Origin of the sequence: Agromyces mediolanus (genome assembly GCF_023715325.1) — a bacterium.
GTDB lineage: Bacteria > Actinomycetota > Actinomycetes > Actinomycetales > Microbacteriaceae > Agromyces > Agromyces mediolanus_A.
Genome location: NZ_JAMBNX010000001.1, coordinates 638,297 through 655,381, shown reverse-complemented (window position 1 = coordinate 655,381; position 17,085 = coordinate 638,297). Strand labels below are relative to the sequence as shown.

The window sequence follows — 17,085 nt, the reverse complement described above, 5'->3', positions numbered from 1 at the left end:
GCTCATGCAGACCTCTGAACGGCAGATCTCCACCAGCGTGCTCGTCATCGGCACCGGCGGCTCCGGCCTCCGCGCGGCCATCGAGCTCGCCGAGGCCGGCGTCGACGTACTCGCGCTCGGCAAACGGCCCAAGTCGGACGCGCACACCTCGCTCGCGGCCGGCGGCATCAACGCGGCGCTCGCCACCATGGACGCCGAGGACAGCTGGCAGCAGCACGCGGCCGACACGCTCAAGGAGAGCTACCTCCTCGCCGACCCGCACACCGTCGAGACCGTCACGAAGAACGCCGCCCGCGGCATCGAGGACCTCGAGCGCTACGGCATGCCCTTCGCCCGAGAGGAGGACGGCCGGATCTCCCAGCGCTTCTTCGGCGCGCACACCTACCGGCGCACCGCCTTCGCCGGCGATTACACGGGGCTCGAGATCCAGCGCACCCTCATCAACCGCGCCGTGCAGCTGCAGATCCCCGTGCTCGACACCGTCTACGTCACGCGGATCCTCGTGAACGACGACGGCGCGGTCTTCGGCGCATACGGCTTCGACCTGGAGACCGGCACCCGCTACCTCATCCACGCCGACGCGGTGATCCTCGCCGCAGGCGGCCACAACCGCATCTGGCGCCGCACCTCCTCGCGCCGCGACGAGAACACCGGCGACTCGTTCCGCCTCGCCGTCGAAGCCGGCGGGCGCATCCGCGACCCCGAGCTCGTGCAGTTCCACCCCTCGGGCATCCTCGAGCCGGAGAGCGCCGCCGGCACCCTGGTCTCCGAGGCGGCCCGCGGCGAGGGCGGCATCCTCCGCAACGGCCTCGGCGAGCGCTTCATGCCGAAGTACGACCCCGAGCGCGCCGAGCTGTCCACTCGCGACCGGGTCGCGCTCGCCTGCTACACCGAGATCGCGGAGGGCCGCGGCACGCCGAACGGCGGGGTCTGGCTCGACGTCTCGCACCTGCCGCGCGAGACGATCATGACGCGGCTCCCCCGCGTGTACCAGACGATGCTGGAGCTGCAGATGCTCGACATCACGACGGAGCCGATCGAGATCGCGCCGACCGCGCACTACTCGATGGGCGGCGTCTGGGTGCGTTCGGAGGACCACTCCACGGATGTCCCGGGCCTCTACGCGATCGGCGAGGCCGCCAGCGGCCTGCACGGCGCGAACCGCCTCGGCGGGAACTCGCTCATCGAACTGCTCGTGTACGGGCGACTCGTCGGACAGGCGGCTGCCGCGTACTCGGCCGGGCTGCCGGTGCAGTCGCGTTCGGCGGACGCGGTCGCGACCGCCCGCACCGAGATCGCGGCGCTCCTCGCGAGCGACGGTCCCGAGAACGTGCGGGCGTTGCAGCGCGCCATCCGCGACACCATGACCGAGCACGCCGGGGTCGTCCGTTCCGAAGCCGGGCTCTTGGCCGGACTCGCGGAGCTCGACGCGATCGAGGAGCGGATCACGCGGGTCGGCGTGCACCCGGACATCGCCGGATTCCAGGACCTGGCGCACGCCTTCGACTTGAAGTCCGCGGCGCTCGCCGCCCGGGCGACCCTCGAAGCGGCCCTCGAGCGTCGCGAGACGCGCGGCTGCCACAACCGGAGCGACTATCCGGAGCTCGACCCCGCCCTGCAGGTCAACCTCGTCTGGTCGCCCTCGGCGGGAGTGGTCCGCGAGCCCATCCCGGAGATCCCCGCGGAGATCGCCGCACTCATGGGCGGCGAGATCTCGCTCGCCGGCAAGCTCGTCGAATAGCGTCGGCGCGCATCGCACGACGCCCGGGTCCCCGAGGGATCGCCCGGGCGTCGTGCCGTCGGTAACGAAACACCCCGAGCCGGAAACAGGGATGATGTGATGGTGTCCCGTTTCCGCACTCAGCGCCCCGCCGCAGGCGAGCGCGAGTTCGAGGACCTCTTCCGCACCTATCACGCGGTGATCGTCGCTGCGGCGTTCAACCGATTGAGCGACCGGACCGACGCCGAGGATGCCGCGGCAGAGGTCTTCGCGCAGGCATGGCGGCGCCGCGACGATGCGTCGCAGGTGTTCACCCTCGCCTGGCTCTATGCGACGCTGCGCAATGTCGTCGGCAACACCTACCGCGGCCGGGATCGCCATCAACGGCGGGCCGACCGAGCGGTGCACGAACTCGAGGCGGCGCCCGCGCTCGCCTCCGAGGAGGTGCTCGAGGTGCGTCTCGCGGTGAACCGGCTCGACGAAGCCGACCGCGAGGTGATCTGGATGGCGTACTGGGAGGACCTCAGCCGAGAGGAGATCGCCGAGATCCTCGGCTGCTCCACGGCCACCCTCCGGGTCCGCCTGCACCGCGCACGACGACGGCTCGAGCAGTTGCTCGCCCTGGATCCGGCATCGACGGTGAAGGAGGACGCATGGACGAGTTGACCCGCAGACTGGACGCCGCGCGACCGGCGCTCCCTCGCCGAGGCGAACCGCTCGAGGCGGCCGCCGAGACTCGGCTGCACGAGATCGCGCACCCGCCCCGGCCCGGGTCCCGTCGCCCGCTCTACCTCTCCGTCGCCGCCGCCGTGGTCGTCTTCCTCGCCGCCACGATCGGGATCGCCGCGCTCGGCAAGCCGAGCACGAGCTTCGCCGCCGCGACCCCGCCCCTGCTCGAGCCCACCCCCGTCGACGGTTCACCGGAGGACCTGCTGATGCAGCTGAGCGAGAACGCCGCGCCGACGAGCGCGGGCGGAACGGTGCGGTTCCAGTCGTGGTCGCTGTCGCTCGTCATCGGCGACGACGGCGCAGTCGAACAGTCGAGCATCGAGCCGGAGGTGCGAACGTTCGAGCACGGGGACGGCGGATCCAGGATCGAGGTGCGTCGCGGTCAGCCCTACGACTCCGACGGAGCGCCGATCGAGGTCGACGGCTACGACGTCGGCTCCCTGATCTGGGAGCAGGACTTCGGTCCGGGCGAGTACGCCTTCGTCTTCGGGACGCCGCCGACGACCGCAGCCGAGTTCGGGCCCTTCCTCGAGCAGCCGCTCGGGCGCACCGGGATCACCACCGGCGACGCCATCCTGCAGCTCGGCAATCTGCTGAGCGAGCAGCGACTCGACGCCGGACAGCTCCGTGCCGCGCTCCAGTTCCTCGCAGGACGCCCGGACCTCCGAGTCGAGGGCTCGGTCGAGGACCGGCTCGGGCGCGCCGGCCTCTCCTTCGTGACCGAGAGCCGTTCGCCCGGAGAGTACGCTGAGCGAATCATCGTCTCGAACGAGGGACTTGGCATCCTCTCGATCGAGACGACGTTCATCGGGCACGACCGCACGGATATCCCGAGTCCGGCGGTCATCAACTACACCGCTTGGGAGTAGTCGAACCCGCAGTGGATCGGGAACGAGAGGACCCCGAACCGTGCTGCTCCCCCGAATCGCCGCCGCCGCACTCATCGTCGCCGGCGCGGTGCTCGCCCCCGTGCCCGCCCTCGCCGCCACCTCGCCGGACGAGCCGGACCTCCAGCAGCAGATCGACGCGGTGCTCGCCGAGTTCCCGGGCGGCACGCAGACCGCGCCGAACGAGGTGAGTTGGCAGGACGGAACGGTCGTGCTCACGCTCGCGAACGACGAGCAGGTCGCGGCGCGCTCGGTCGGCTCCTGCGCGACGGGCACCCACTGCGTCTACAGCGGGAGCGGTCTTTCCGGCTCGAAGCTCACCTTCTCGACGTGCAGCACGCAGTCGGTGGCCCCGCTCGGCGCGCCCGTCGCGTCGATCGCGAATGCGCGCTCGGTGGTCGTCCGCGCGTACAACAGCATCGGCGTCGTCGGATCCGTCTCGGCGAACAGCTCGGCGAACACCGGCTCCTGGGGCGTGACGAAGGTCGGCTGCTGAGCCGATCCCGACGCGGCTCGCAGCAGCGCTGCCCAGCGCAGCGCTGCTGTGAGCGGCATCCGATGCGTCGCCTCTCGCGTTCCCGCACGCTGGAGGCATGAGCGAACCGACTCCCACGATCCAGCCGATCGACGCCGAGCTCACCGCCCGGCTGTTCCACGAACGCATCATCGTCCTCGGCGACGAGCTCGACCAGCAGGGCGGGAACCGCCTCTGCGCGCAGCTCGTCGCCCTCGCCGGCGAGGATCGCCGCCGAGACATCCGGTTCTGGATCAACTCCCCCGGCGGCTCGGTGTCGGCGATGCTCGCCATCGCCGACCTGATGCGGTCCATCCCGAACGACGTCGTCACCATCGCGTACGGCATCGCGGCCAGTGCCGGGCAGTTCCTCCTGAGCGCCGGCACCCCGGGCAAGCGATTCGCGCTGCCGCACACCCGCATCCTCATGCACCAGGGGTCGGCGGGCATCGGCGGCACGGCGGTGGACATCGAGTTGCAGGCCGACGACCTGCGGCACATGCGCGACACCGTGCTCGGCATCACCGCCGCGAACACCGGGCAGCCGATCGAGCGGATCGCCGAGGACTCCCTCCGCGACCGCTGGTACACCGCCGAGGAGGCCGTCGACTACGGCTTCATCGACCGCGTCGTCGACGGATTCGACGACATGTTCCCCGCGGGCGTGCAGCCCAGGACCGGATTGCAGGTGACCGCATGACCAGCTACCCCATCCCCTACGTCGTCGAACGGCGCGGCAACACCGAGCGCTCGCTCGACGTCTACAGCCGGCTCCTGTCCGAGCGCATCGTCTATCTGGGCACCGAGATCGACGACGGTGTCGCGAACGTGCTGATCGCGCAGTTCCTGCACCTCGCCTCGGAGTCCAGCGAGACGCCGATCAGCCTGTACCTGAACTCGCCCGGCGGATCGCCGGGCGCCGCGCTCGCGGTCTACGACACGATGCAGCACATCCGCCCGGACGTGGCCACGACATGCGTCGGACAGGCGGTCGGCCCCGCCGCGGTGCTCCTCGCCGGCGGGGCGAAGGGGTTGCGGTCGATCCTGCCGCACGGCCGGGTGGTGCTGCACCAGCCGTCCTCGCAGGGGCGGGGCACGATCCCCGATCTCATCCTGCACGCCGACGAGGTCGTCCGCGTGCGTGCCGAGCTGGAGGCGGCCCTCGCGGCCGACACCGGACGCGACGCGGACGCCCTCCGGCACGACACCGACCGGGACCTCGTCCTCCCCGCCGACGCCGCAGTCGAGTACGGGCTCGCGGATCGGGTGCTGAGCGCGCAGCTCGCGGTCGATGCCGGAGGCGCGGCCTACGCCGCGAGCAGGTAGACGCCGCCCTGCGGCGGCGCGAACTCGGCGCCGCCGCGGGGTGCGGTCGGGAGCGCCTGGGCGAGCTCGACGAGGGTTCGGCGCTCCGCCTCGCGGCGGGCCGTCTCGTGACGCGCCTCGAGCGAGGCGCCGACTCGCCGGACGACGTCGTGGAGCTCGAGCCCGAGCGCTTCGGTGACCGCGCCGAGCACCTCGCTCGACGGCTCCTTACGGCCCCGCTCGATCTCGGAGAGGTACTGCGGGGAGACGCCGGCGACCGTCGCGACCTCGGTCAGGATCCGCTCCTGACCGAGCCGCTCGCGCCGGAGCACCTCGCCGAGCGCCTCGCGCCAGAGCGGCTTCGGCCGGCGACGGATCGGTTGGAGTTCGACGAGCTCACCCATGTCCCGAGGCTAACGGCCGAGGCATCCGAGCGATACGTCGATCCGCTGAGAGCAGAACGACCGGCGCGACGCCGGGACGCCCCGCGCCGCGCCCTGAGCTAGCCGGTCTCCCCGACCGCGGCGTCCCGGCCCTCGACCGGGAGCGTGAAGGCGCGCCCCTGGACATCGCGCGGCGTGATCCGAACCCACCGGTCCTTCCGCCCCGGCGCCCAGGTGACGATCCCGAGACGCTCGGCCTCCTCGATCTCCCGATCGCGTTCGACGCGGTCGGCGCGGCCCCTCATCACGATGCTGAACACCTCGGCGCCGTCGATGCCGTCGACCTGGAACAGCACGTCCTGGTCGACCGTCAGCGCGAGCAGCTTCGTCCCGGGCGCGGTGCGGAAGACGATGCTGAAGCGGTCCACGCCGTGATTCACCGGGAAAAGGTCCATCTCGCCGCCGGCATAGGTCCCGAGCCGGCCGTAGGGCGCTGCCTCGACCCGCTCCCAGCACTCGGCCGAGCGCATCTCCCGCATGGGCGGTCGTTCGTCCGCATCCGTCACGATCGACTCCTCCCCTGGAGCGGTCCCGTGCCGTCTGTCTACTCCGGCGCGGGAGCGACGTCAAGGCGAGCGGAGCATGCGTCGGCTGCGCTCATCGCCGTCCGGTGATGCTGGGCGGGCTTCCGACCTGATCCACTGCCGCGGTCGCCGGCCCGAGTCGGCGGTTGAGGTGCTTCACCGCGCGGAGCACGACGGAACGGTCGACGACCCGCGCTCCCCGCAACGCCGACTCGAGCATCGTCTCGAACTTGTGCACGTCGCCGAGGTGGCGAAGCCAGACGACGAGCACGAGATTCGCGCGGCTCGCGGTCGTCATGGCGAAGCGGATCTCGGGCACCGAGTCGACGGTGTGGCGGATGGCGTCGCGGAGCGTGGAGGGCGCCTCGATGAAGTACCACGCCTGCGTCGTCCACTCCGTCGCGTTGCGTGCGATGTCGGTGCGGAATCGCAGGGCGTCGTCTCTGCGCAACGTGACGATGGCGTCGGCCACCCGCTGCGGAGACACGCCGTGGCGTTCTGCGATCACCGCGACAGGAACCCGTCCGTCGCGCCACACCTCTTCGAAGATGGCCGCCTTCAGCTCGGGAGGGACGTGCCGCGCAGCCCGAGGACGAGGCGATGGCGGAGGCGGCATGCGGGAGAGCTCCTCCTGGCTGAGTTCTCGCAATCGCCAGCTGCTTCCGTCGACGTAGATCTCACTCGAGACATGACTGTGTGCGGTCTTGATGGCGGCGATACGGCCGAGGCGGTCCGTCAGGAACTCGGACAGCGCCACCATGTCGGGGGCGTTGATGAGCGCGAGGATGCTCCGTGCCCCCGAACAGAGCTCGATGGTCTGGACATAGGGCTCCGCCATCAGCGCCTGCGTCACCTTCGGGATCTGCGTGAGCTCCGACTCGATCTCGACCAGTGCTGACTGCCCGCCCTGCGGGTGCCCGGTGACCCAGGCGAGGCCTTCATCGGACAGGCGCGCCCACCGTCGCGCGAGCGTGCTCGAGTTCACGCCGACCACGCGTTCCAGCGACTTCCAGCTCGCACGCGGCTCGATCTGCAGCGCATGCAGCAGCTTCCGGTCCGTCGAATCAAGGTCTCCTGGATGCATCACGCCCTCCTGATCCGTAGATCATCTCACCACCGCAGGGATTCGCGCAGGTTCTCTGCATCATCGCCTGGTCTGCACGACTGTCTGGGCAGACTCCTCCCAAAGTTGCAATGAGGAGAGGAAGTTATGACCGTCTCACCCGTCGCCGTGCTGAAGTCGGCCGTCGCTGACGAGATCGGACGACGATCCGACGCGCTCGTCCGTCTCAGCCATCGGATCCATGGGCTCGCCGAGCTGGCATGGGAGGAGCACGAGTCGGCGTCGGTCGTGGCGTCCGCATTGCGGGAAGCGGGCTTCGAGGTCGTGGTCGGCGCCTACGGGGTGCCCACGGCCGTCGAGGCGACGGCCGGAGCGGGAGACTTCACCGTCGTGGTCTGTGCGGAGTACGACGCGCTGCCCGGCATCGGGCACGGGTGCGGGCACAACGTGATCGCGGCGGCGGGCGTCGGCGCGGCCATCGGCTTGGCCTCCGTCGCCGCAGCCGCGAACCTTCGCGTGAAGCTCCTGGGGACACCCGCAGAAGAGGGTGGTGGCGGAAAGGCCGCGCTGCTCGAGGCGGGCGCATGGGAGGGCGCGGACATCTCGTTGATGGTCCACGGAATGACGGCTTTCAACGGCTTCGAGGGTGACGCCTACCATGCGCGCGCGATGCGGGCGACCGCAGTAGCGAGGTTCCAGGTGACCTTTCGCGGACGCGCCTCGCATGCGGCCGCGGCGCCGGAACTCGCCGTGAACGCCGGCAACGCGGCCATCCTCTCCCTGAATGCCATCGCGTTGCTCAGGCAGCACCTTGACGCGGAAACGAACCTCAACGCGTACGTCGTCGAGGCCGGCCGGGCAACGAACGTGATCGCGGATCTCGCCGTGATCCGGGTCGAGGTGCGAGCCTACGACCTGATCGAGTGGCGCAGGGCGAAGGAACGGGTCGGTCGCTGCTTCGAAGGTGCCGCCGTCGCCACGGGGTGCGACTGGGAGTGGGAGCCCATCGCTCGCCCGTACGCCCCGTTGCTTCACGATGAGGTGCTCTCCGACCTCTGGGACGAGAACATGACCGCGCGAGGCCGTACGCTCGGCGCGACGATCCTTCCGGGAGGGTCGACCGACATGGGCAACGTGTCCCAGGTCGTCCCGACGATCCATCCCCTGATCGCCTTCCAGGGCTGGGACGCGTCACCGCACAACGCCGACTTCGCGAAGGCCGCGATCTCCGGTGAAGCGGATGCCGCACTCATCGAGGGAGCGACCGTGCTCGCCGCGACCGTGCTCGACGCGGCCTGCGATGCCGAGCGCCGCGCCGCATTCCAGCGCAGGACGGCGAGCAGGTCACCCGGCGAGACGATGGTTCCGTTCGGTCTCTGAAGCGGGAGCGCCGTCGACGGCGATCGGCGCTCGATCCCGGCCGGTCCGCTGAGCGGCCGCTGAGCGGCATCAGCGGCCGAAGATCACCATTGCGCGGACGACCGGCTCCCCCAACCGAGCGATGAGATCGATACCGGCGGACGGGATCGGAAGCTCCGCCGAGTCCACCCAGCTCTCGCCGTGCTCGGATTCGACCCACGGGTCGGACACGATGAAGACGTCGTCGATGACATCGTGCACGAGGACCCAATGTGGGCTGGGGTCGGCGATCAACGGCTCGAGCGCGATCAGAAGAAAGACGTCGGCACCGCCGGAGACGATGGCGCCCACCTCGTCGACGGTGAACCAACGCCGCTCGATCGGAAGGCCGACGGCGTCTGCTCGAGGCAGCGAGTCGAGCTGTAGCGCCTTCCGGAGTTTCGCCTCCTCGGGGGTCTTCGAGAAGTCCTCGACGAGGATGAGGCCGGGAGCGCTGAGGACGACGGTGGGCTGCTGGATCGGCAGCCCCGCCGCAGTGATCTCGTCCGCGACCGCGAGAGCGAGGCTGACGGGGTCGCATCCTGGTGCGTTCGTCGCCTTGCGCCAGAGCGCGATCTCGGCCGCGTGGTTGTCGGCTCCATCTGCGCCGAGCCGCCCGAACCCGGCGCGTTCCATCGCCATCAGCGCCGTCGTCGGCCCGCAGGTCACGTCCGTGGTCTGGCCGTAGTAGGCCGTGCGCTCGGTGGGCAGGGGGCTGAACCACTTCGACCACCCCCTGGCGAAGTTCAGCGAGTCGGGTCGCGTACTCTCAACCGACGGGACCGGGACCGGGTCCTCGACGAAGCCGAGTTCGCCGAGCACCTCACGCTGCCGGTCGGTGAGCGGAACCCGGTTCGGGTGCTCCTCGAAACGGACGACGATCGGCGCCGGACGCGAGCCGTCCGGATTCGGTGGGACGTCATCGGCCGCGGCACCAATGAGTCTGCGGAACGTCTCGATATCGTCGGCGACGACATCGACGATCTTCCGGTACGCGGTGTGCGGCCGTCCGGCGGTCAAGGCCGCACCTCGGCGGCTCTGGACGGTGCGCGGGCCCCACAGCCCGCGCTCGACGGTCCAGAGTTCGGCGCGCGCGGCGGAGAGCCCCGCTGGAATGTGGACGCCCTCCACGACCGCGAGGTCGACGTCGACGGCGGTCGGGTGCATGGTGCTCATGGATGAATCTCCTTCATCGGCTCGGCCGGACCTGCAGGGCGGCTTGGGCGCTGGCGCCGTGGATGCTGTCATGCTCCGCGGCCTGCACCAGCGACTTCGTATAGGGATGCTGTGGTGCTCGCAAGATCTGAGCCGTGCTCCCGCGTTCGACGACGACGCCTCGTTGCAGGACGATGGCTCGGCTCGCGATGTTGGCCACGACACCGAGATCGTGCGTGATGAACAGCATTGCAAGGTCGAGCTCGTCTCGCAGTCGGATCAGGAGATCCAGGATCTGCCGCTGCACCGAGACGTCCAGCGCGGAGACGCTCTCGTCGCAGATCAACAGCTGCGGATTCGGGGCGAGCGCACGCGCGATGGCCACTCGTTGCCGCTGTCCGCCCGAGAGCTGCGACGGGTGTCGGGAGCCGAGTGCCGGGTCCAGTTCGACCAGCTCGAGGAGGTCCCCGACCGTGGTCTGTCCGCCAGCCAGCCGAAGCGCGTCCCGGAGCGAGCGGTCGATGGTGAACACGGGGTTCAACGTCGAGTACGGATCCTGAAACACGATCTGCATCTCGCCCGGGTGTCGGCCGCGGCGGCCAGGGGGAAGGTCCCGACCGTCGAGCGTGATCGTGCCGGCCTCAGGCACCTCGAGCCCGGCGATACAGCGGGCGAGGGTCGACTTTCCGGAGCCGGATTCGCCGACGACGGCGACGATCTCGCCGCGGGCGACGTCGACGCTCGCCGCGTCGAGCGCCGTGACGCTGCCGAAGCGTTTGGAGACTCCGGTCGCGGTGAGGAGCATCGGACTCGGTGGCCGCGGCGGGATGGTGGTGTCGGTGACCGAGAGGTTGGCGTCCAGAAGCGCTCGCGTGTAGTGGTGCTCCGGTGCAGCGAGCACCCGGTTCGTCCTGCCACGCTCGACGACCTCGCCTCTGCGCATGACGATGAGGTCGTCAGCCCGCCCTGCGACGACGCCGAGGTCGTGCGAGATGAGGAGCAAACTCATCTCGTGGCGCTTCTGCAGATCGCCGAGCAGATCGAGCACTCCTCCTTGCGTACTCGCGTCGAGGGCAGTGGTCGGTTCGTCGGCGATCAGCAGTCGAGGCTCGGCTGCGAGGGCGGCGGCGATGGCCACGCGTTGCCTCATCCCGCCGGAGAGCTCGGACGGGTAGCGCCTCGCCACATCGGGCGGCAGTCGCACCTCGTCGAGGCGGCGTTCGACCTCGAGCTTGAGCGATGAGCCAGAGACCCGGCGACGTTCGGCCCGCATTCGCGCCCGCACCGTGGCCCCGATCTGGGCACCGCATCTGATCACCGGATTCAGGCTCGTGAACGGATCCTGCAACAGCAGGACGGCCCGCCGGCCCCGGATCCGGTCCCACGCGGACCTCTCCCCGGTGGAGAGCGGGTAGCGATCCCCGTCGATGCTCGCTGAGCCGGTTGCTTCGAGACCCCGCGGGAGCAGACCGGTCAGGGCACGCGCCGTCACCGACTTGCCGGATCCGGATTCGCCGATGATCGCGAGGGTCCGCCCAGGGCCGACCGTGAAGCCGAGCGGCCGCACGAGTGGACCGCTCGGGCCGTCGACGGCGAGGGAACGCACGACCACGCCGCGGGCGTTCAGCTGTTCGGAGGACGTGCTCATTGGATGCCCCGTTCGCGGAGTCGGGTGCCGAGATGGTCTCCGAGCACATTGATGGCCATGGTCACGAGGATGATGAGGACCGCGGGCACGATGAGCATCGCGGCGTTGTCACCCATCACCCCGCGACCGTCGGAGATCTGTCGTCCCCAGTCGGGCGTGCCCGGTGCGACACCGACGCCGAGGAACGACAGCGACGAGAGTGCCACCAGTGCGATGCCGACGTTGAGGGTCACATTCGTGAGGATCAAGGGCCAGGTGTTCGGCACGACGTACCGGAACATGATCCGGCTGGAGGAGAGCGAGAGCATCTGTGCCGCTTCCACGTACGGCCTCGGGGCCTGTTCGGTGACTCCCGCGCGCACGATCCTGATGTCCGAAGGACAGAAGAGCACGATCAGGAGCACGACCGTGACCCAATAGCCGGCCCCGAACACGCCGGCGACAACGAGGGCGACCAGCATGACGGGCAGGGCGAGGAGCACATCGACCCCGCGGCCGATCACCCCGTCGACGAATCCACCGACATAGCCGGCGATGGTGCCGAGGAGGACCGCGAGCGTCATCGATCCTGCGGCGACGATGACCGGGCCGACCACGGCTGAGCCGGTCCCGGCGAGGGTCAGCATGAGCACGTCGCGTCCGAGCTCGTCGGTGCCGAGCGGGTGACCGGGCGAGCCGGGGGGAAGCAGCGCGTCGAGAACGGACTGCCGGGTGGCCGCATCGGAGAGCATCGGCGAGACGAGAGCGACCAGGCCGACTCCGGCGAGGAGCACCACGGAGAGCGTGGCGCCCCAGCGAACTCGTCGGCGGCCGGGAACGATCGAGATCGTCCTGGTTCGCGGGGACAGCTTCGGTGTTCCGCTCATCGGTTCAGTCCTTTCGCTCGGACGCGCGGATCGAGCACGAGGTAGCTGAGGTCGATGAGGATGGTGATGACCGCGATCACGGCCGCGATCAGGAGGGTCAGTGCTTGCACCACCGGCAGGTCCTTGAACTGGACCGCCTGTTGCAGCAGGGACCCGAGGCCGGGCAGGGCGAAGACCGATTCCACGATGATCGTGCCGCCGACGATGAACGTCAGCACGAGGCCCGCGCTCGTGACGATCGGGATGGCTGCCGCGCGCAGCGCGGCCACCTGGACGTCCGCCTCCCGAAGTCCGCGCGCACGAGCGAAGGTGGTCGCATCGCTCTGGAGCTCACGGAGCAGCGCGGCGCGCGTGAGGCGCATCAGGATCGCCCCGATGCCGGCTGCGAGGGCGACCGCCGGGAGCACGAGGTGCCACAGGGTGTCGAAGCCGCCCGATCCAGCGCCGTACGCGGGGAAGATCGGGAGGAGCGTGGCGAACACGTAGAGCAGCAGCAGCGCGATGGCGAATGACGGGGCCGAAAGCCCGATCAATGAGAGCAGGCTGGCAAGGCTGTCGCTGAATCGTCCCTCCCGTGCGGCGCTCAGGATGCCGAGGGGGATGGCGGTGGCGAGCGCGATGAGGAACGCGAGAGCGACGAGCGCCAGGGTGTTCGGCAATCGGTCGCCGATGACCGTGCTCACCGGCTGCTGAAGACGGATGGACTGCCCGAAGTCGCCGCGTATCGCGCTGCCGAGCCAGTCGAGGTATCGCAGCAGGAAGGGATCGTCGAGGTGGTACTGGGCCCGGATCGCGGCGACCGCCTCAGGTGACGCGGGGCGATTGCCGAGCAGGTTCTTCACCAGGTCACCGGGCGCCAGGTACACGAGGGAGAAGGTGAGGAACGAGATGACGAGCAGAATCGCGAGCACACCGAAGAGCCGGACCACGATCATGCGCCGAATGCTCCGCCTGTCGTCGCGTGCCCGGGCGGGCTTCGCCTCGACAGCACCCTCAAGCGTCGCCGCGGGGTCGGTCACGGTGGCTCTCTGGGCTCGGTCTGCTGCCCACGCGTCCCCGGTCATTGCGCCGCGGCGAAGAGCTGGTTGCCCCACGGCCCGATGAACGTGTACGGCGTGAACGTGCGAACCCCGACGGCGTCGGAGAAGAAGGTGAGCGAACGTCCCCACCACAGTGGCGCGGCGTACGTGTTTTCCGCATTGAGCGTTTCCAGCTCCACGAGAAGGTCGATCCGAGCAGCCGGCTCGGTCGCCGCGCCGGCCTTGCTGATGAGTTCGAGCGCGTCGGCGTCGGCGATGTGGCTCGGGTTTCCTTCGCCGAGCAAGTAGGAGCTGATCTCAGCGGGGTCGCCGGTGGTGGAGAAGTACCACATGAACCCGAGCCCGTGTTGACCGTCACCGATCGTGGCGAGCCATTCCTCGGTCGGCACCTCACGCACGCGCAGCGTGATTCCGAGTTGCTTGAGGTTCTCGGCGAGCGCCTGCGCGGCGGTACCGAGCTGCGACCCCGCGCTCGGGTACGTGATGGTGGTCTCGAACCCGTCGGCCTCGGTCGACTCGGCGAGGAGTTCCTTCGCCCGCGCCAGGTCGAAGTCGTGGGCGGGCACTCGCATGAGAAGGTCGCGGGCCTGGTCCCCGCCGTATGCCGCTGCGAGCGACGGGGGCGACATGATCGTGTTCGCCACCTCTCCGTTGCCGCGGAGCACTTTGTCGACGATGGTCTCGCGATCCATTGCCGACGCGACGGCTTCTCGCACCTTGGGGTCGTCGAATGGAGGGACTGACAGGTCGAAGAACAGGCCGGTGTAGGAGAGGTCGTCCACGGACTCCACGCGACCGCCGGAAAGCTCCTCCCATTGAGGCAGTTGCTTCAGTGGCACTGAAAGAGCCACGTCGAGGTCGCCATTCTGCGCGGCGAGCAATCGGGTGTTCTCGTCGGGGATGAAGTCGATGCGAATCTGCTTCACCTTCGGCAGGCCGCCCCACCAGGTATCGACGCGGTCGAGGATGACGTGCGAGTCGGGCTGGAATTCGGTGACCTTGTACGGGCCGGTCCCGAGAAGCAGTGAATCGGAGGTGCCGATCGCTCCCCCGTACTTGTCCCAGAACTGCTGCTGGGTCACGACGAGGGATCCCGCGTTCGTGAGCGTGGTCAGGAAGGCTGCGTCCGGTTCGGTCGTTCGCACGGTGACTTCGCGGCTGCCGCTGGCCGTCGCGGAATCGAACGTGTAGAGGTAGCTCGCGGTGCTCGGAGAGAGGGTTGGATCGGCGGCGGCGTTCAAGCTGAAGACGACATCATCCGCGGTGACCGGGTCGCCATTCTGGAACTTCGCATCGTCACGGAGCGTGAATACGTAGGTGGTCGCGTCGGTCTGTTCCCACGATGACGCGAGAGCGGGGACGAGCTTCCCGTCGGCGTCGATGCCGAGCAGTCCTTCCTGCACGTTCGCGGCGACCCAATAGTTGTTGATCCCGCCTTCCTGCCCGATGTAGAGGTTGGCCAATGAGGCGGCCAGACCGACGCGGACAGTTTCGAGCTCTGCGCCGGTGTCGCCGAGCTCGGCTGACGCCGGGGCACCGTCATCGCTCCCGCCCGAGCACCCGGTGAGGATGAGGGCGGCAGCGACGATGAGTGCCGGCGCGAATCGCCGCCATGGGCGGGGGAAGGGAGTTGAGCGCACGGTCGCTCCTTTGCGAAAGTGATCGATCTGATGGGGAGGGGCTCGGCTGCTGCAGGTGCGTCGTACGAGCCCGTTCAGCGCTCGGAGCCTCCCACGACGATGCTGATCTCAGGCGTGCGCGCAGCGTTTTGGTGATTCCCGACGGCTCAGCGCCGGCTTTTCAGCATTCGACGACGGCGTTTGCGGTGTTCGGTGGGAGCGCGAGATCGCCAAACACACGACGTCGTGCGCTGGATCTGCGCGTTCCTGGCCGACAACCACAGCCGAGGCGTGATCGAAGGAGTTCGCCTGCGTTCGTCGGCCGAGAAAAAGATCGAGGCCCGGAATCTGACGATTCCGGGCCTCGTTTTGTTGCGGGGGCAGGATTTGAACCTACGACCTCTGGGTTATGAGCCCAGCGAGCTACCGAACTGCTCCACCCCGCGGCACAAGAGATAACACTAGCACGGGTTTCGAGGGTCGTCCAATCAGGTCCGGCACCGGGGGCGTCGATGCCCCGAAGCGGCCATGCCTGGGCCTGCTCCATGGCGGGGTAGTCGGCGAGCGCAGCCCGAAGCACGCCGTCCGAACGGTGCAGCATGTGCACACTTCGGGGGACAGAACTGTCGATACACCACAGCCGATCCGGAAGTTCGAATGAGGCATCCACCATCGTTTGTCAGGAGTCTTTCCAAACTCGTTCAGCCTTGCTAGCTTCCTGCGCAACGTCGCCCGTCGCTCGCCGCAGCCGCCGCGCGAAGGCGACGGACCATGCCAGCGCCCGTTCCGATCGATGAGGATCCCATGACACGACGCAGACTGCTCCGCCCTCTCGCCGCCCTCGGCGCCGCCACCGCGATGGTCGCGGTCGCCGCGGCCTCGCCCGCCGCGGCGAAGCCCCACCACCAGCCGAGCGGCCCGGAGGAGATCAACGGCTACCGCACCGTCGGCTATCTGATGGCCGACTCCCCCGTCACCCGCGACGTGCAGATCAAGGATCTGTTCACCACGGGCGCCATCGAGGACGTCACGCACCTGAACTACGCCTTCGGCAACGTCACCGCGAACCTCAGGTGCGAGATCACCGACGTGCCCGGCGAAGGCGACGCCTACAACGACTACCTGCGCCTCGTCGGACCGCAGGACTCCGTCGACGGCAAGAACGACAAGACGAACAAGCACCAGCGCCTCGCCGGCAACTTCAACCAGCTCCGCAAGCTCAAAGAGCGGAGCCCTGACACGAAGGTGCTCATCTCCCTCGGCGGGTGGACCTGGTCGGACCACTTCTCGGAAGCCGCCGCCACCCCGGAGCGGCGCACGGCGCTCGTCTCCTCGTGCATCGACGTGTACCTCAAGGGCAACCTGCCGACGGTCGGCACCTTCGGCGGGCCGGGCGCCGCCGCCGGCATCTTCGACGGCATCGACCTCGACTGGGAGTGGCCGGTGAACGGCGGCGAGACGGGCAACGCGTCGCCCGCCGATCGCGAGAACTTCCTCGCCCTCATGGAGGAGTTCCGCGCACAGCTCGACGCGTACGGCGAGCAGACCGGCGAGGACTACCTGCTCACGGCGTTCGCCCCGGCGGGCGGCTGGAACACGAACGCCGGCGGATGGACCGACCCGCGGCTCTTCGAGGTCGTCGACTGGCTCAACATCCAGGGGTACGACTACGCGGGCGGATGGACCGGCAACACCGGGCACCAGGGGAACCTTCACCCGGACGGCACGAACAACTGGGGGCTCGCCCTCGACAACGCCGTCGGCCTCTACACCGCGGCCGGTGCGGACCCCGCCCAGCTGAACATCGGTCTCGCGGCCTACGGCCAGGGCTGGAGTGGCGTGGCGGTCGGCGACCGCGCCGGCTGGACGCCCGACCCGGCCGTGACCTCGATCGGCACGAAGCCGTACTTCGAGATCCGCTCGATCGGCCAGGGCTTCTTCGATCCGGCGATCGGCGCATCCTGGCGCTTCGACGCGAACCGGGGCGAATGGTGGAGCCTCGACGACGTGAACTCGGTCCGCGCGAAAGCGGCCTGGCTCGCCGATCAGGGCCTCGGCGGCGCGATGTGGTGGGATCTCTCGGGCGACTACCGGAACGAGCTCGGCGGCGCGCTCGGCGACGCGCTGCGGGAGGCCGAGGAGGGCCCGCTCGACTGAGCGAACGCACCCGGAGG

16 protein-coding genes and 1 tRNA gene are annotated in these 17,085 nt (G+C 69.2%); 8 read left to right on the top strand and 9 right to left on the bottom strand.

All coding sequences use genetic code 11. The features are described from left to right. Window positions 1-4 precede the first annotated feature (4 nt). The 6 genes from M3147_RS03020 (at window position 5) to M3147_RS02995 (ending at window position 5,176) form a co-directional block, all read left to right on the top strand. Entirely contained in the window at window positions 5-1,741 is a 1,737-nt protein-coding gene (locus M3147_RS03020) for an L-aspartate oxidase (protein WP_251201977.1), read from the top strand. Window positions 1,742-1,840: 99 nt separating this feature from the next. Next, the gene (locus tag M3147_RS03015; protein ID WP_251201976.1) at window positions 1,841-2,386 is read left to right on the top strand and encodes an RNA polymerase sigma factor; all 546 of its coding nucleotides are present in this window, start codon (window positions 1,841-1,843) and stop codon (window positions 2,384-2,386) included. Next, window positions 2,374-3,318 carry a hypothetical protein gene (locus M3147_RS03010; RefSeq protein ID WP_251201975.1) on the top strand — a complete coding sequence of 315 codons (945 nt, stop codon included), beginning with the start codon at window positions 2,374-2,376 and terminating at the stop codon, window positions 3,316-3,318. The genes M3147_RS03015 and M3147_RS03010 overlap by 13 nt, the downstream gene beginning before the upstream one ends. A gap of 40 nt (window positions 3,319-3,358) precedes the next feature. Continuing rightward, the gene (locus tag M3147_RS03005; RefSeq protein ID WP_251201974.1) at window positions 3,359-3,832 is read left to right on the top strand and encodes a hypothetical protein; all 474 of its coding nucleotides are present in this window, start codon (window positions 3,359-3,361) and stop codon (window positions 3,830-3,832) included. A gap of 97 nt (window positions 3,833-3,929) precedes the next feature. Then, entirely contained in the window at window positions 3,930-4,550 is a 621-nt protein-coding gene (locus M3147_RS03000; RefSeq protein WP_251201973.1) for a ClpP family protease, read from the top strand. Further along, window positions 4,547-5,176 carry a ClpP family protease gene (locus M3147_RS02995; protein ID WP_251201972.1) on the top strand — a complete coding sequence of 210 codons (630 nt, stop codon included), beginning with the start codon at window positions 4,547-4,549 and terminating at the stop codon, window positions 5,174-5,176. Before M3147_RS03000 ends, M3147_RS02995 begins: the two co-directional genes overlap by 4 nt. Here the strand turns inward: M3147_RS02995 and M3147_RS02990 are convergent. The 3 genes from M3147_RS02990 to M3147_RS02980 all read right to left on the bottom strand — a co-directional run bounded on the left by M3147_RS02990 (window position 5,158) and on the right by M3147_RS02980 (window position 7,206). Continuing rightward, complete coding sequence (locus M3147_RS02990) at window positions 5,158-5,559, bottom strand: helix-turn-helix domain-containing protein (protein WP_251201971.1); 402 nt, start codon at window positions 5,557-5,559, stop codon at window positions 5,158-5,160. The two genes, M3147_RS02995 and M3147_RS02990, sit on opposite strands and share 19 nt — an antisense overlap. 98 nt (window positions 5,560-5,657) lie before the next feature. After that, on the bottom strand, window positions 5,658-6,104 hold the full coding sequence (locus M3147_RS02985) for a pyridoxamine 5'-phosphate oxidase family protein (protein ID WP_251201970.1): 447 nt from the start codon (window positions 6,102-6,104) through the stop codon (window positions 5,658-5,660). 91 nt (window positions 6,105-6,195) lie between these two features. Beyond that, the gene (locus tag M3147_RS02980; protein ID WP_251201969.1) at window positions 6,196-7,206 is read right to left on the bottom strand and encodes an Lrp/AsnC family transcriptional regulator; all 1,011 of its coding nucleotides are present in this window, start codon (window positions 7,204-7,206) and stop codon (window positions 6,196-6,198) included. Between the two features lie 126 nt (window positions 7,207-7,332). Between M3147_RS02980 and M3147_RS02975 the strand changes: the two genes are divergently transcribed. Then, on the top strand, window positions 7,333-8,565 hold the full coding sequence (locus M3147_RS02975; protein WP_251201968.1) for an amidohydrolase: 1,233 nt from the start codon (window positions 7,333-7,335) through the stop codon (window positions 8,563-8,565). Between the two features lie 69 nt (window positions 8,566-8,634). Here the strand turns inward: M3147_RS02975 and M3147_RS02970 are convergent, their stop codons facing one another. The 6 genes from M3147_RS02970 to M3147_RS02945 form a co-directional block, all read right to left on the bottom strand. Continuing rightward, entirely contained in the window at window positions 8,635-9,759 is a 1,125-nt protein-coding gene (locus tag M3147_RS02970) for a peptidase C39 family protein (RefSeq protein ID WP_251201967.1), read from the bottom strand. A 13-nt stretch (window positions 9,760-9,772) separates the two neighbouring features. Further along, window positions 9,773-11,386: an ATP-binding cassette domain-containing protein gene (locus M3147_RS02965; RefSeq protein WP_251201966.1), complete on the bottom strand. Its 1,614-nt coding sequence runs from the start codon at window positions 11,384-11,386 to the stop codon at window positions 9,773-9,775. Beyond that, window positions 11,383-12,252, bottom strand: coding sequence for an ABC transporter permease (locus M3147_RS02960; protein ID WP_251201965.1), 870 nt, complete (start codon window positions 12,250-12,252; stop codon window positions 11,383-11,385). The genes M3147_RS02965 and M3147_RS02960 overlap by 4 nt, the downstream gene beginning before the upstream one ends. Continuing rightward, a complete protein-coding gene (locus M3147_RS02955; RefSeq protein WP_251201964.1) occupies window positions 12,249-13,187 on the bottom strand; it encodes an ABC transporter permease in 939 nt (312 codons plus the stop codon). Before M3147_RS02955 ends, M3147_RS02960 begins: the two co-directional genes overlap by 4 nt. A 125-nt stretch (window positions 13,188-13,312) precedes the next feature. Further along, window positions 13,313-14,755, bottom strand: coding sequence for an ABC transporter substrate-binding protein (locus M3147_RS02950; protein ID WP_251201963.1), 1,443 nt, complete (start codon window positions 14,753-14,755; stop codon window positions 13,313-13,315). A gap of 528 nt (window positions 14,756-15,283) precedes the next feature. Next, window positions 15,284-15,357, bottom strand: a tRNA-Met gene (locus tag M3147_RS02945). 358 nt (window positions 15,358-15,715) lie between these two features. On the opposite strand from M3147_RS02945, the gene M3147_RS02940 reads away from it, so the two are divergent. Further along, window positions 15,716-17,068: a glycoside hydrolase family 18 protein gene (locus tag M3147_RS02940; protein WP_251201962.1), complete on the top strand. Its 1,353-nt coding sequence runs from the start codon at window positions 15,716-15,718 to the stop codon at window positions 17,066-17,068. Window positions 17,069-17,085 lie beyond the last annotated feature (17 nt).

Excerpts from the sequence above, each read along its gene's own strand:
- M3147_RS03020 (WP_251201977.1), top strand. The coding sequence starts at position 5 with ATGCAGACCTCTGAACGGCAGATCTCCACCAGCGTGCTCGTCATCGGC.
- M3147_RS03015 (WP_251201976.1), top strand. The coding sequence starts at position 1,841 with ATGGTGTCCCGTTTCCGCACTCAGCGCCCCGCCGCAGGCGAGCGCGAG.
- M3147_RS03010 (WP_251201975.1), top strand. The coding sequence starts at position 2,374 with ATGGACGAGTTGACCCGCAGACTGGACGCCGCGCGACCGGCGCTCCCT.
- M3147_RS03000 (WP_251201973.1), top strand. The coding sequence starts at position 3,930 with ATGAGCGAACCGACTCCCACGATCCAGCCGATCGACGCCGAGCTCACC.
- M3147_RS02995 (WP_251201972.1), top strand. The coding sequence starts at position 4,547 with ATGACCAGCTACCCCATCCCCTACGTCGTCGAACGGCGCGGCAACACC.
- M3147_RS02990 (WP_251201971.1), bottom strand. The coding sequence starts at position 5,559 with ATGGGTGAGCTCGTCGAACTCCAACCGATCCGTCGCCGGCCGAAGCCG.
- M3147_RS02980 (WP_251201969.1), bottom strand. The coding sequence starts at position 7,206 with ATGCATCCAGGAGACCTTGATTCGACGGACCGGAAGCTGCTGCATGCG.
- M3147_RS02975 (WP_251201968.1), top strand. The coding sequence starts at position 7,333 with ATGACCGTCTCACCCGTCGCCGTGCTGAAGTCGGCCGTCGCTGACGAG.
- M3147_RS02970 (WP_251201967.1), bottom strand. The coding sequence starts at position 9,759 with ATGAGCACCATGCACCCGACCGCCGTCGACGTCGACCTCGCGGTCGTG.
- M3147_RS02965 (WP_251201966.1), bottom strand. The coding sequence starts at position 11,386 with ATGAGCACGTCCTCCGAACAGCTGAACGCCCGCGGCGTGGTCGTGCGT.
- M3147_RS02960 (WP_251201965.1), bottom strand. The coding sequence starts at position 12,252 with ATGAGCGGAACACCGAAGCTGTCCCCGCGAACCAGGACGATCTCGATC.
- M3147_RS02955 (WP_251201964.1), bottom strand. The coding sequence starts at position 13,187 with ATGATCGTGGTCCGGCTCTTCGGTGTGCTCGCGATTCTGCTCGTCATC.
- M3147_RS02940 (WP_251201962.1), top strand. The coding sequence starts at position 15,716 with ATGACACGACGCAGACTGCTCCGCCCTCTCGCCGCCCTCGGCGCCGCC.